Origin of the sequence: Streptomyces sp. NBC_00620 (assembly GCF_026341825.1) — a bacterium.
In the GTDB taxonomy this organism is placed as follows: Bacteria; Actinomycetota; Actinomycetes; order Streptomycetales; family Streptomycetaceae; genus Streptomyces.
The window spans coordinates 4,058,825-4,072,015 of the sequence record NZ_JAPENY010000001.1 but is presented as its reverse complement, the minus strand read 5'-3'; the positions used below and the strand labels follow the sequence as shown (position 1 = coordinate 4,072,015).

Sequence of the window (13,191 nt, the reverse complement as noted above, 5' to 3'; positions counted from 1 at the left end):
ACGCGACGGGCTTTGGACGTACCGGCACGCCCCCTCCCGCCGGTGGGCATCATCATCCAGCCCGACCGGCGCCCGGGAAAACACTGCGCCATCCCGATCCCCCACCCACCCGCGGAGCCACACTCCTCAGCCCGGCGAGCACCCTTCAACCCGACCGGCGTCCAGGAAAACACTGCGCCATCCCAATCCCCACCCACCCACGGAGCCGCACCTCTCAGCCCGGCGAACACCCTTCAGCCCGACCGGCGCCCGGGAAAACACTGCGCCATCCCGATCCCCCACCCACCCACGGGGGCGGCACTCTTCAGCTCCGGGCAGGGCCATTCAGCCCGACCGGCGTCCAGGAAAACGCTGCACCATCCCGATCCCCCACCCACCCACGGGGGCGGCACTCTTCAGCTCCGGGTAGGGCCATTCAGCCCGTCCGGCGTTTGAGGACGAGCCCTTCGGGCGAACGGGGGTCTGGGGGCGGAGCCCCCAGGAACGGGACGGGAAGGGGCGGAGGGGGCGAAAAAACCCTTCCCCCGCACCCGCGTCGGGTCCGCGTCCTCACCCCACGTACAGCCGAATCCCCCCACCGTCCACACCCTCGACCCGCACCTGCGTAAGGTCACGGACCACCACGTCGGGCCGGTGGAACCCGGCCCGAGGGCCGACCCCGACGACCCGCATCCCGGCGGCACGCCCCGCCGAGATCCCCGCCCCGGAGTCCTCGAAGACGACACACTCCTCAGGCGCGACGCCCAGTTCCGCGGCCCCCTTGAGGAACCCCTCGGGATCCGGCTTGCTCGCCCCGACGGACTCGGCGGTGACCCGTACATCCGGCAGCGCAAGCCCGGCCGCAGCCATCCGCGCGGTGGACAACCCCACGTCCGCGGAGGTAACCAACGCATGCGGAAGCCCGGCAAGGGATGCGAGGAACTCTGCCGCACCGGGAACCGCGACGACGCCGTCCATGTCCGCGGTCTCTTCGGCAAGCATCCACGCGTTGTCCGCGTAGTTCTGCTCCATCGGCCGGCTCGGCAGCAGCACGGCCATCGAGGCGTACCCCTGCCGGCCGTGGACGACCTTCATGACCTCGTCGCCGTCCAGCCCGTGCCGGTCGGCCCAGCGGCGCCAGACGCGCTCGACGACGGCGTCCGAGTTGACGAGGGTGCCGTCCATGTCGAGCAGGAGGGCGCGGGCGGTCAGAACGGTGGGAGCCGTCATCGGCATGCTCCAGGGCGCGGAAGACGTGGGATACGAGGAAAACCCAGCAAAGGGGACCGGTTACGGCCCCCAGTGACAAGGTGACCCCGCCCGCCGGTCAGGGAGTGCAGACGGGAGCCACTTTGTTCCTTCACGATACAAAAAAGAGGGCCTCGGCGCCACCGGCCCTGACCAGCTGCTTTACCAACGCACCTACGGAAAGTCACCCCCAAGACAGCAGGGAGACACCACCCGTAGGCCGCACGGACACCTGCCCGACCGAGCACGGGGACCTCAGCCCGTCACCGCCTCGAACAGGCTCCACACCCCGAGCCCCAGCATCAGCATCGCCGCGACCTTGGTGATCAGCCGCAGCGGCACCCGCTTCATCAGCGCCTTGCCGCCGACGATCCCGAGCCCGGCGACCGCCCACAGCGCGAGCACCGCACCGAGGCCGACCGAGAGCGGATCGTCATAGCGGGCCGCGAGGTTCGCCGTCATGATCTGGGTGAGATCGCCGAACTCGGCGACCAGGATGAGCATGAAGCCCGCCCCGGAAACCTTCCAGAAGCTCTGGTTCGCGGGCTTGCGGACCTCCTCCTCGTCCTCGTCCTTCTTCATTAGCAGCACCGCCGCGCCACCGAGGAAGAGCACACCGGTGACGGCGTGCACGATCTGCTGCGGCAGCAGGGTCAGGACGCTGCCCGCAGCGACTGCGAGCGCTACATGGAGGGCGAAGGCGGCGGCGACGCCTGCGAAGACGTACGAGGCGCGGTAGCGGGTGCCGAGGACGAGTCCGGCTAGCGCGGTCTTGTCCGGCAGTTCGGCGAGGAAGACGACGCCGAAGACGACGGCCATGACACTGAAGCTAATCAAAATTCCTCAATCGGTCGGGCTGCCCCACCGAGAGTGCTGTGACTGCGACGCGACACCTCGGCACGGCAGCACACAGGGGCACCCGTACGAAAACGTACGAATGACGCACATGTTGTGCACTGCTTGCCGAAGGTCTCGCTGGCCGGCCCCGTGAACGAGGTCTGCCTCCGGGCGCCGGCTCAGACGAGCTGAGCAGTATGTCGACGGTCCGGCGAAGAGCTACTCCCCTTCTGCGCCATCCATCGTACGGGACGGCCGCGCGGACCCCGTAGGGCCTTTGGTCCCGCCGCAGGCGTAGGAGTTCTGGTTCGTCGGACTGGCGTAGGACATCTGGTTCGCCAGATTCGTCAGAAGTCTTGATGTGTCATGAGCACGTCACTAACTTCTCACCTGACGCACATCCTCTGGAAACACGCCGCCGCAAGCATGTGCTCGCTCGCCCCCAACGACCCCCCACTCCAAGGGAGTTCGCATGCCAAAGGTCTACGCGCGTCGACGGCTGAGTGTACTCGCAGCCGTCACCGGTCTGATAGCCATGGTCGGGATTTTCAACGGCCCGACCGCCTCCGCCGCGCTGCCCACCCCAGTCAGCGCCGCCACCGCCCGCACCTACCTCGCCTCCCTCACCGTGGCGACCGAGGACCGCACCGGCTACGACCGTGATCTGTTCAACCACTGGATCACCATCAGCGGCACCTGCAACACCCGCGAGACGGTCCTGAAGCGGGACGGCACGAACGTCGTCACCAGCTCCGCCTGTGCCGCCACCAGCGGCAGTTGGTACTCCGTCTACGACGGCGCCACCTGGACCGCCGCGTCCGACCTGGACATCGACCACCTGGTCCCGCTGGCCGAGGCCTGGGACTCCGGCGCCGACAGCTGGACCAGCACCCAGCGGCAGAACTTCGCCAACGACCTGGTCCGCCCGCAGCTCATCGCCGTCACGGACAACGTGAACCAGTCGAAGAGCGACCAGGACCCGGCCGAGTGGATGCCGTCCGTCACCTCGTACGCCTGCACGTACGTCCGTGCCTGGGTCCAGGTGAAGTACTACTACGACCTCTCGGTCGACACCGCGGAGAAGACCAAGCTGACCTCGGTCCTCAGCGGCTGCTGATCCGGCGCAATTCACAAGGTCGCGGTTCCCGGAACCTCCCCGCCGACCTCCGTCGTTCCGTACCGTACGGGGCGACGGAGGAGGCTGATCAACTTGGCGGAACTACGCCTGGGACCGCTGCTGAGGTACGTCGACGGCTCGTCCGCGACCTTCTGGGTCGAGGCGAGCCGTCCGTGCATCGCCGAGGTGCGCTGCGCCGACGGCTCTCGCGGCGAGGCCCGGACCTTCCAAGTCGCCGGACACCACTACGCGTTGGTGCCGGTGAGCGGACTGACCCCGGGGACGGCGACCGCGTACGAGGTGTTGCTGGACGGTTCCTCCGTCTGGCCGCTGCCCGACTCCGGGTTCCCGCCCTCGGTCGTCAGCACCCTCGACGGTGACACCGTCCGGGTCACCTTCGGCTCCTGCCGCTGGGCCGCGCCGCCCGAGGACGAGAAGGACCCGGTGGGCCCGGACGCCCTCGACACCCTGGCGGCCCGCATCGCCGGGGCTCCGGAAGGCGAACGCCCGGACGTTCTGCTGCTGTTGGGCGACCAGGTGTACGCGGACGAGGTCTCCCAGGCCACGCTCGGCTGGATCGCCGCCCGCCGCGGCCTCGACGACCCCCCGGGCCACCAGGTCGCGGACTACGAGGAGTACACCCGCCTCTACTACGAGTCCTGGCTCGACCCCGAGATCCGCTGGCTGCTGTCCACCGTGCCCAGCTGCATGATCTTCGACGACCACGACGTCATCGACGACTGGAACACCAGCGCCTCCTGGGTCGCCGACATGCGCTCCACCCCGTGGTGGCGCGAGCGGATCCTGAGCGGCCTGATGTCGTACTGGGTCCACCAGCACCTCGGCAACCTCTCCCCGCGCGAACTGTCCGAGGACCTCCTGTACGCCGCCGTCCGCGAGACCCCCGACGGCACCGACGTCCTGCGCGCCTTCTCCGCCCAGGCGGACGCCGACCCAGCCTCCGTCCGCTGGAGCTACCGCCGCGACTTCGGCCGCGTCCGCGTCGTCATGCTCGACACCCGCGCGGCCCGCGTCCTCGACGAGAAGAACCGCCGGATGATCGACCCCGGGGAGGCCCAGTGGCTGCGGGAACAGGCGCTGGAGTCGCCCGGCTCGTACGACCATCTCCTCATCGGTACCTCCCTGCCCTGGCTGCTTCCCCCGCTCATACACGACGCCGAGACCTGGAACGCGGCGCTGTGCGAGGGGAAACGGGGTGAGCGGTGGGCGCGGTTCGGGGAGAAGATGCGCAGGGCTGCCGACCTGGAGCACTGGGCGGCGTTCCCGTCCTCGTTCGAGGCGCTCACGGAGTTCATCGCCGGGGCGGGCTCAGGGGACGACGCCCCGGCGACGGTGTGCGTGCTGTCCGGAGACGTGCACCACGCGTATGTCGCCGAGCCGACCTGGCCCGGCGGCGCCCAGCCCGCCGCCCGGGTGCTCCAGCTGACCTGCTCCCCCGTCCACAACTCGATACCGCTGCACATAAGGCTCGGCTTCCGCTTCGGCTGGAGCGGCCTCGGGCGGGCGATCGGGCACCGGTTCACCCGGCACGGCCGCTGCGCGCACCCGCCCGTCGAGTGGCGCAGAGCCGGCGGCCCCTGGTTCGGCAACCAGCTGATGACCCTGACGCTGCGCGGGCGTTCCGCATCCCTGCGCCTGGACCAGGCACGGGCTCTGCGCGGCGGAGGCGCCCGCCTCGAAACAGTGGAGGAGTCCGTACTCACCACCTAATAGGCGCATTGCGTACGGTTGTTGTGCGCGTTGTCCCTGATGCTCGTGAGGCATCCCACACCTGACGCCGATCATCCGCCCCAGGTCTCGGCTCCCGCTCCGTACGACGGCATGATGAGGCGGACCGTCCGCTTCCAGTGGGCGGTTTGCTGCCCTGCGCCCCACACGCCCGGGAGTCACCCCTTTGTCCGCACCACCCGCCGCGCCCGCCGGGACCACCCACGCCTCGGTCGCCCTCGTCGGCGCGGGCCCGCGCGGCACCAGCGTCCTGGAACGCCTCTGCGCCTCCGTGCCGGAGCTCCTGCCGCCCGATGTGCGGCTGACCGTCCACGTCGTCGATCCCGCCCCACCGGGACCCGGCCGCGTCTGGCGCACCGCACAGTCGCCGCAGCTGCTGATGAACACCGTGGCCTCGCAGGTGACCCTGTTCACCGACGAGAGCGTGGACTGCTCGGGGCCGATACGCCCGGGGCCGAGCCTGCACGCGTGGGCGGGCGGCGAGTTGGGCCCCGACGACTATCCGACCCGCGCCCAGTACGGCCGTTACCTGGAGTGGGTCTTCGGCAGGGTTGTGCGCGGGGCACCGTCCGAGGTGCGGGTCGAGGTGCACACCGCCCGCGCGACCCGGCTCGACGACGCGCGCGACGGCCGTCAGACGCTCACCCTCTCCACCGGCCGCACGCTGTCGGGGCTCGCCGCCGTGGTCCTCGCGCAGGGCCATCTGCCGGTCCTCGCCGATCCCGCGGACAGACACCTCACGGCGTACGCCGAACGGCACGGCCTGCGCCGCGTGCTGCCCGCCAACCCGGCCGACGTCGACCTCTCCGCGCCCACCCCCGGCGAACCCGTCCTGCTGCGCGGCCTCGGCCTCAACTTCTTCGACCACATGGCCCTGTTGACCACGGGCCGCGGCGGCCGCTTCGCCCGCACCCGCCAGGGCCTGCGCTACCTCCCCTCGGGCGAGGAGCCCCGCCTGTACGCCGGCTCCCGCCGCGGCATCCCGCACCAGGCTCGCGGCGACAACGCGAAGGGCCCCTACGGCCGGCACCTTCCCGTCGTCCTCACCGACGACGTGATCGCCGGCTTCCGCAAGCGCGCGGACTCCGGTGACGCGCCCGACTTCCTGCGCGAGATATGGCCGCTGGTGGCGAAGGAGGTGGAAACGGTCTATTACGAGGGGCTGTTGGAGCAGGCTGGGGCGGGGCCGTTCCGGGACCGCTTCCTGGCCGTCCCGTACCGAAGTCCCCAAGAGGCCGTGCTTCTCGACGAGTTCGAGGTTCCCGCCGCCAACCGCTGGTCCTGGGACCGCATTTCACGCCCGTACGCCGGTCAGGTCTTCGCGGGGCCCGATGCCTGGCGGGACTGGCTGCTCGGGTATCTGCGCGAGGACGCCGAGCAGGCCGCGCTCGGCAATGTCGAGGGCCCGCTCAAGGCCGCCCTCGACGTGCTGCGCGACCTGCGCAACGAGCTGCGGCAGATCGTGGATCACGGCGGCCTGTCGGGCGCTTCGCGCCGGGAGCACCTTGACCGCTGGTATACGCCGCTCAACGCCTTCCTCTCCATCGGGCCGCCCCGGCAGCGCGTCGAGGAGATGGCGGCACTGATCGAGGCGGGCACGCTGACCGTTCTCGGGCCCCGCCTCGAGGTGCGGGCCGAGGACGGGGCCTGGGTCGCGCACTCCCCCGACGTGCCGGGTTCGGCCGTACGCGCGACGACGCTCATAGAGGCGCGGCTGCCGGAAGCGGACGTGCGTCGGACGGCCGACGAGCTGCTCGGGCGGCTGCTGAAGACGGGCCGGTGCCGCCCGCACACCGTTGACGGTTACGAAACCGGAGGGCTGGACGTAACACCTCGCCCCTATCGTCTGATTGACCGTCAAGGGCAGGCGCACACAAGGCGGTTCGCGTTCGGTGTGCCCACGGAAGGGGTGCACTGGGTGACCGCGGCCGGGGCCAGACCTGGGGTGGATTCGGTCACGCTTTCGGACGCCGACGCGGTGGCGCGGGCGGTGCTGCGGGTGGCACTACGTGCGACGACAGCCGAAACGGAAGCGCAAGCGGAAGCGGGTCCGTGGCTGAATGTTGAACTTGCAAGCATTGATTAGGTTCACCTAACGTAGGTGGCTCACTCGGTTCCGTCCCCCACGACCGGTCCGTCCCACAGGACCGGCCCGACCGAAGGAGACCCCCCATGTCCGGACGCCTCAACAGCGCCCAGCCCTATGCCGTCGGCCTGTTCCGCATCGTCGTCGGCCTGCTCTTCGCCTGCCACGGCGCCGCCTCCCTCTTCGGCGTCCTCGGTGGCGCGGCGGGCGGCGGCAGCATCGACGCCGGCACCTGGCCCGGCTGGTACGCGGCCGTGATCCAGCTCGTCGGCGGCACCCTCGTCCTGCTCGGCCTCGGCACCCGCGCCGCCGCGTTCATCGCCTCCGGCTCGATGGCGTACGCGTACTTCGACGTGCACCAGCAGGGCGCCCTGTGGCCGATCCAGAACGGCGGCGAGGCCTCGGCGATGTTCTGCTGGGCCTTCCTGCTGCTGGTCTTCACCGGCTCCGGCGCCTTCGGCATCGACCGTGTCTTCGCCTCCCGCACCACCTCGGACCCGGCGGACAAGCGGACCTCGCAGCCCGTCGCGGCCTGATCGCTCACGCGACGGCGCACATCCCGTCGTACGAAGGCGGCGCCCATCCCCTCGTACGAAGGGGTGGGCGCCGTCGCCGTACGCGCTCAGCCCGTTCCGGTCACCCATCCGAACGGAACCGTGAAGCAGCCCACCCGGGAGCCGCTCATGCCCTTCTCGTCGTGCAGCACCACGGAGGTGGCCCCGTCGCGCCGGAAGCCCCAGCCGTGCCGGGCGACCGCCTCGCCCGCGCCCTGCGCATCGGCCTTGAAGTCCAGCCAGACCTCGTTCTCGGCGTTGGCGTAGGCAGGGTCCTTCGACGGCTGCACGGGATCCACGGTGTGCTGGTAGTGCCCGCCCGCGGCGGCGGGATCGGCGGCGCACGGCTTCTGGTGCACATGCACGCCGTACGCGTACCCCGGCTTCAGCCCCTCCACCTTCAGCCGCACGGTCGTCGCCCCGCTCGCCTCGATGTGCTGGCTCACCTGGATGTGGGCCGCCGCGGGCACGAGTGACATGTCGTACGTCAGTGCCGCCGACGGGACGAGGGCGGTGGGCGGCGCGAAGCGCGCGTCCGTCTTCATCCAGTAGCCGTCGGGGGCGGCCGTACCGCCGCTGCCCGCCGCCAGTACGGCCGACGCCAGAGCGCCTACGAATATCCCTGCCACCATCGCTGTCCAACTCCTCTTGGGTCTGTGCGCACCCCCACCGCGTCGATCCCCCTGCTTCGTTGGTACGGGAAGTCGGCGCCGCGCGCCGTGCGGGGGCGGCAGCCGGGTGAACGTGATGTGAGAGACCCACGAGCCCCCCGTGGAACTCCTGTCACACCCCCCGCGTACGCTGTATGGCTGTCACAGGCCGCCTTGCCGCTCCCCGCTACGCCGCGGCGTGGTTGTGCCTACGGGGGAGTACAGGGGAGTGTTTCGGTGCTTGAGAGTGTGGGGTCGCTGACCGGCAGCCCATGGATCTACGCGGCGGTGGCCCTGTCGGTCCTGCTCGACGTCTTCCTGCCGGTGCTGCCCAGCGGCGTACTGGTCATCATGGCCGCCACGGCCGCGGCGGCGGGCACCGCGACCGGCGAGGTCCCGCAGGCGGTGCCCGACATCCTGTTCCTCACCCTGTCCGCGGCCACCGCCTCGGTGCTGGGCGACCTGGTGGCGTACCGCCTGGCCTGGCGCGGCGGCGAACGCCTCGACCGTGCCATCGCCCGCTCCCGCCGCCTGACCAGCGCGCAGGAACGTCTCGGCGCAGCCCTCGCACGGGGCGGCGGCCCGCTGGTCGTCATCGCCCGCTTCGCCCCGGCCGGCCGCTCGGTCGTCTCACTCGGCGCCGGCGCGGCCCACCGCCGCGTCCGCGAGTTCCTGCCCTGGTCGATCCTCGCGGGCCTGTCCTGGGCCGTGTACAGCGTCGCCCTCGGCTACTTCGGCGGCCAGTGGCTGGGCGCGACCTGGCTCGCCACGGGGGTTTCACTCGTGGCACTGTTCGGCGCGGGCGCGGGGGCGGCGTACCTGATGCGACGGCCTGCGACCGAGGCGCCGGTCAGCAGGGCATAAGCGGGTCCGGCAGCGCCCCCGAAGGAGCGCGGGGCTGCATCGATATGCGGCTCCGCCGCGTGGGCGCGACCAGCCACGACGGACCCACAGTCGGCGCAACGGCCTTGCAGCGGAGCGCCCAGGCCCACTGGGCTGCCGCGACGCCGGCGCGGTTGGTAGCGCCCCAAAGGGGCGCGGGGAACTGCGCGACCAGCCACGACGGACCCGCAGCCGACGCACCGGACCAACAGCGGAGCGCTCACGCTCGCTGGGCTGCCGCCCCGCGTACCTCCAAGCCGCCCAGGAGTTCGGCGGTGGCCGCCGCGATCGCCTCGACCGCCTGGTCGAAGACCTCACGGTTGTGGGCGGCGGGGGCGCGGAAGCCGGACACCTTGCGGACGTACTGGAGCGCGGCGGCGCGGATCTCCTCCTCGGTGGCCTCTTCGGGGATCACGGGCGGGCGGAGTGTCTTGATGCTGCGGCACATACGTCCAGTGTCGCGCGTACCCCGGGCAACGTCTGCAGCCTCCGGGGTTTCGGGACTCCCGTACCGGCTGCGATGATCCACTCCGAGGCGGCCACCCTTCCCGGGGGCCGACCGACGAGAGGACCGAACAGACATGACCAAGGAACAAGTCACACCTATGACGGTCGCCGTCCTGGGCCCCGGCGGCATCGGCGGCCTGCTCGCCGCACTGCTGTCCCGTGCCGGGCACCGGGTGATCTGCCTGGCCGGGGACGAGACCGCACGGACGCTGAGGGCGGACGGCATGCGCGTGCGCAGCGGGCCCTTCGGCGACTTCATGGCGCGTGTCGAGGCGGACACCGAGCTGCGCGAGCCCGTGGACGCGTGCCTGATCGCGGTCAAGGCCACGGCGCTCGACGCGGCCCTGCAGCGGGTCCCGGTGAACGCGCCGGGCGACGGCCTGCTCGTACCGTTCCTGAACGGCGTCGAACACCCGGCGGCCCTGCGCGAGCGCTACGGTCCGAGCCGGGTGGCGCCCGCGGTGATCCGCGCGGAGTCGACTCGCGTGGCCCCGGGGCTGATCGAGCACGACAGCCCCTTCGCGGAGGTCGACCTGACCGGCGAGACGGTCGGGCGCGAGCAGTTGGACGCTCTCGCGGGAGCCCTGGCCGGAACCGGCATCGGCACCCGCGTCCAGGACGGCGAGGCGGCGACGCTGTGGGCGAAGATGTCCTTCCTCGCGCCCCTCGCCCTGCTGACCACCCGCTACGCGCTGCCGCTCGGCGACGTACGCACGCTCCACCGCGAGGAGTTGACGGCGCTGGCCGAGGAGACGGCGGCCGTCAGCACCGCGTGCGGCGCTCCGGCCGATCCGGCCGCCGCCCTCGCCCGTTACGACTCCTTCCCGCACGGCACCAAGTCCTCCATGCAGCGCGACGCCGAGGCGGGCCGTCCGCTCGAACTGGACGCGATCGGCGGGGCGTTGCTGCGGGCGGCCGAGCGGTACGGGGTGCCCGTGCCGGTGGCGAGCGCGCTGGTGCGGGAGTTGGCAGCGACGGGTCGCTGACCCGCCGCCTGCGGCCTCCAGGGGGCCGGAGCCTCGTCAGGGGCGGGTCTTCGCCAGCAGCTCGACGACCTCGGCCGTCGTCCCCGTCTCGCCGAGGCGGGGGAAGATCCGCTCCACGCTGTTGCGGTGGGTGTCGGCGTCGATGTCGGTCATCGCGTCGGTGGCGAGGGTGACGTGGTAGCCGTGTTCGTGGGCGGCGCGGGCGCTGGACTCCACGCCGATGCTGGTGGCGATGCCGGCCAGCACGATCTGGGTGATCCCGCGGCGGCGCAGGTGCAGGTCCAGGTCGGTGCCGTAGAAGGCGCCCCAGTTCCGCTTGGTGACGGTGATGTCCTCGGGGTGCCCGGCCAGCTTGTCGGCGATGACGTCCCAACCCTCCGGCCAGGTGCGGGGGTGGCTGCCGCCGTCGATCCGGCCGGGCGCGGCGTCCGATCCGTCGGCGGCCGCGGTGACCCGTACGAGGACGACGGGGAGGCCGTGGCCGCGGAAGGCGTCGGCGAGCTGGCTCGCGCGCTCCAGGACCTCGGCGGCGGGGTACGGGGCGAGGCCCGGGTTCCCGACGATCCCGTTCTGCAGATCGATGACGACGAGCGCGGTACGGGGGTCGAGCGTGGTGAGTGCCATGGTCAGGCCTTTCCAGATCCGGAAACAGGGGTTCCGGGGGTGGGGGTGATGGTGCGGAGGGAACGGTCGAGGAGGGTCACGGCCAGGAGCAGCACGGCTCCGGCGAGCATGAACAGGGCCAGCTCGTGCAGGCCGTGGGTGTCGGCGCCGTGGGCGAAGAAGGCCGCGGTGGCGGCGGAGGCGCCCATCGCGCCGAGGTAGGTGAAGGTGCGCAGCAGTCCGGCGGCGGAGCCGATGCGATCGGGGTCGGCCTGCCGGTAGAGGGCGGTCTGGTTGGCCAGGCCGTTGAGACCTTGCGGTACGCCCATGAGGACGCCCGCGGCGGCGAGCAGCCAGACCGGGGAGCCGGAGCCCACCACAAGGAGCACCGCACAGCCGGCGATCTGCGCGAGGCTGCCGACGACCAGCTTGGCGCGGACGGCCTCACGCCGTCCGGTAGCGCCGGCGAAGGCCAGCGCGGTCAACGACAGCGGCAGCAGCAGGAGTCCGGCGGCGGAGGCGTTCAGCCCGCGCCCCTCCTCCAGCCACTGCGTGAAGCCGTACAGGAACGCGTACACGGCGGTGAAGGCCAGGAACTGGCGCAGGAACGTGGCCAGCATGGGCAGGTTCCCGCCGAGCACCCGCAGATCGATGAAGGGCTCCGCGACGCGCAGTTCCCGCAGGACGAGCCCGCTGCCCGCGACGGCTGTCAGCCCGAGGAGATACAGGCCGGCGACGCCCGGGTTCATCAGGAACAGCATCAGCGAGACGAGCATCGCGGCGAACAGCACCATGCCCACGAGGTCCACGGCCCGCTTCGCAGGCGGCGTCTCGAACGAATGCTTCGGCAGGCGCAGCGAGCCGAGCACCAGACAGGCCAGCGACAACGGGATGTTGACGGTGAAGACGATCCGCCAGCCGCCCGCGCCGATGAGCAGTCCGCCCAGTGTGGGGCCGATGACGACGACACTCTGGTTGGCGACCGAGAGCGCGGTCAGGACGCCGGTCGGGCTGTCGTGCCCGGTGCGCTCGGCCTCGCTCCGGGTGAGGTACATGGACGCGGGATACGCGGCCGACGTACCGAATCCGAGCAGCACCCGGGCGGCGATCAGCACGCCCAGGGAGGGGGCGACGGCACCGAGGAGTCCGGCGATCCCCACCAGCCCCGTACCGATGAGGTAGAGGCGACGGGGTCCGTACGTGTCGACCAGCCGCCCGATGACGGGCTGGCCGACGGCGGTGGCGAGGTAGAGCGCGGAGACGAGCCACGCCGTCTCCGAGGGCGGCGCCCCGAAGGCGGCCCCGATCGGCACCAACGCCACCGCGATCATCGAGGAGTTGACCGGGTTGAGTACGGAACCGAGGACCATCGGGGCGATCAGCCGCCGGTCGAAACCTGCCGGGGCCGCGCGCGGCGGCCTGGTGGAGCGGGCGAGTTTCGGTATCACTGCCGGGTGAGCCGTTCCAGTACGGCCATCGCCTCGACGACGGTCTGCCGCTCGGCCTCCGTGCAGCGGTCCTGGAAGGCCCGGGCCAGCCACTCCTCGCGGGCCTGCCGGGTGCCCTCGACGCGCTCGCGGCCGGCGTCGGTCAGCGTGACGAGCTGACGCCGGCCGTCGTTCGGATCCGGGCTGCGCTCGATCAGCCCCTGCTCGTCGAGCGCGGCGAGCGTGGTGGCCATCGACTGCGGGCGGACCCCCTCGGCGGCCGCGAGCGCGCTGGCCGTGGCGGCCCCGCTCTTGCTCACCAGGGTGAGCGCGGACACCTGCGAAGGCGTGAGGTCGTCCGTCTCGGAGACCTCCCTGATCCGCCGCCGCAGCCGGCTGAACGCCACGCGCAGATCGAGTGCGGCGCGGGCGGCGGACCCGGAGATGCCCTCGGGGGCCTCGATGCCTTTGTCCATGCCACCGTCTTTGTCCATGCCACCAAGCTAATTTATTCAGTCTGGACTGTCCAGTTGAAACTGAACAGTCTGGACTGAGGCCATCTCCTC

The 13,191-nt window shown here is 71.3% G+C and carries 13 protein-coding genes; 6 read left to right on the top strand and 7 right to left on the bottom strand.

The genetic code is table 11. From position 1 onward, the window contains the following. Positions 1-549: 549 nt before the first annotated feature. A complete protein-coding gene (locus OG246_RS18640; protein ID WP_266463405.1) occupies positions 550-1,215 on the bottom strand; it encodes an HAD family hydrolase in 666 nt (221 codons plus the stop codon). A gap of 267 nt (positions 1,216-1,482) precedes the next feature. Beyond that, positions 1,483-2,064 carry a TMEM165/GDT1 family protein gene (locus OG246_RS18635; protein WP_266463402.1) on the bottom strand — a complete coding sequence of 194 codons (582 nt, stop codon included), beginning with the start codon at positions 2,062-2,064 and terminating at the stop codon, positions 1,483-1,485. 472 nt (positions 2,065-2,536) lie between these two features. Here OG246_RS18635 and OG246_RS18630 point away from each other — a divergent pair, with 472 nt between their 5' ends. The 4 genes from OG246_RS18630 (at position 2,537) to OG246_RS18615 (ending at position 7,552) form a co-directional block, all read left to right on the top strand. Next, the gene (locus OG246_RS18630; protein ID WP_266463399.1) at positions 2,537-3,181 is read left to right on the top strand and encodes an HNH endonuclease family protein; all 645 of its coding nucleotides are present in this window, start codon (positions 2,537-2,539) and stop codon (positions 3,179-3,181) included. Between the two features lie 93 nt (positions 3,182-3,274). After that, positions 3,275-4,912 (top strand): alkaline phosphatase D family protein, encoded by a 1,638-nt coding sequence (locus OG246_RS18625; RefSeq protein ID WP_266463395.1) that lies wholly within the window; start codon positions 3,275-3,277, stop codon positions 4,910-4,912. A 184-nt stretch (positions 4,913-5,096) separates the two neighbouring features. Then, a complete protein-coding gene (locus OG246_RS18620) occupies positions 5,097-7,016 on the top strand; it encodes an FAD/NAD(P)-binding domain-containing protein (RefSeq protein WP_266463391.1) in 1,920 nt (639 codons plus the stop codon). 86 nt (positions 7,017-7,102) lie between these two features. Further along, on the top strand, positions 7,103-7,552 hold the full coding sequence (locus OG246_RS18615; RefSeq protein WP_266463386.1) for a DoxX family protein: 450 nt from the start codon (positions 7,103-7,105) through the stop codon (positions 7,550-7,552). Between the two features lie 86 nt (positions 7,553-7,638). On the opposite strand, the gene OG246_RS18610 is transcribed toward OG246_RS18615, so the two are convergent. Further along, entirely contained in the window at positions 7,639-8,202 is a 564-nt protein-coding gene (locus tag OG246_RS18610; RefSeq protein ID WP_266463382.1) for a superoxide dismutase family protein, read from the bottom strand. Positions 8,203-8,457: 255 nt separating this feature from the next. Here OG246_RS18610 and OG246_RS18605 point away from each other — a divergent pair, with 255 nt between their 5' ends. Next, positions 8,458-9,084: a DedA family protein gene (locus tag OG246_RS18605; protein WP_266463379.1), complete on the top strand. Its 627-nt coding sequence runs from the start codon at positions 8,458-8,460 to the stop codon at positions 9,082-9,084. 238 nt (positions 9,085-9,322) lie between these two features. On the opposite strand, the gene OG246_RS18600 is transcribed toward OG246_RS18605, so the two are convergent. After that, positions 9,323-9,550 (bottom strand): DUF2277 domain-containing protein, encoded by a 228-nt coding sequence (locus OG246_RS18600; protein ID WP_266463376.1) that lies wholly within the window; start codon positions 9,548-9,550, stop codon positions 9,323-9,325. 133 nt (positions 9,551-9,683) lie between these two features. Between OG246_RS18600 and OG246_RS18595 the strand changes: the two genes are divergently transcribed. Further along, the gene (locus OG246_RS18595; RefSeq protein ID WP_266463373.1) at positions 9,684-10,595 is read left to right on the top strand and encodes a ketopantoate reductase family protein; all 912 of its coding nucleotides are present in this window, start codon (positions 9,684-9,686) and stop codon (positions 10,593-10,595) included. Positions 10,596-10,631: 36 nt separating this feature from the next. Here the strand turns inward: OG246_RS18595 and OG246_RS18590 are convergent, their stop codons facing one another. From OG246_RS18590 to OG246_RS18580, 3 genes are read right to left on the bottom strand one after another with little or no spacing between them, the layout of a single operon-like run. Then, positions 10,632-11,219, bottom strand: a complete 588-nt coding sequence (locus OG246_RS18590; RefSeq protein ID WP_266463371.1) for a hydrolase — start codon at positions 11,217-11,219, stop codon at positions 10,632-10,634. A gap of 2 nt (positions 11,220-11,221) precedes the next feature. Further along, entirely contained in the window at positions 11,222-12,646 is a 1,425-nt protein-coding gene (locus tag OG246_RS18585) for an MFS transporter (protein WP_266463368.1), read from the bottom strand. Continuing rightward, complete coding sequence (locus OG246_RS18580; protein ID WP_266464345.1) at positions 12,643-13,101, bottom strand: MarR family winged helix-turn-helix transcriptional regulator; 459 nt, start codon at positions 13,099-13,101, stop codon at positions 12,643-12,645. Before OG246_RS18580 ends, OG246_RS18585 begins: the two co-directional genes overlap by 4 nt. Positions 13,102-13,191: the final 90 nt, after the last annotated feature.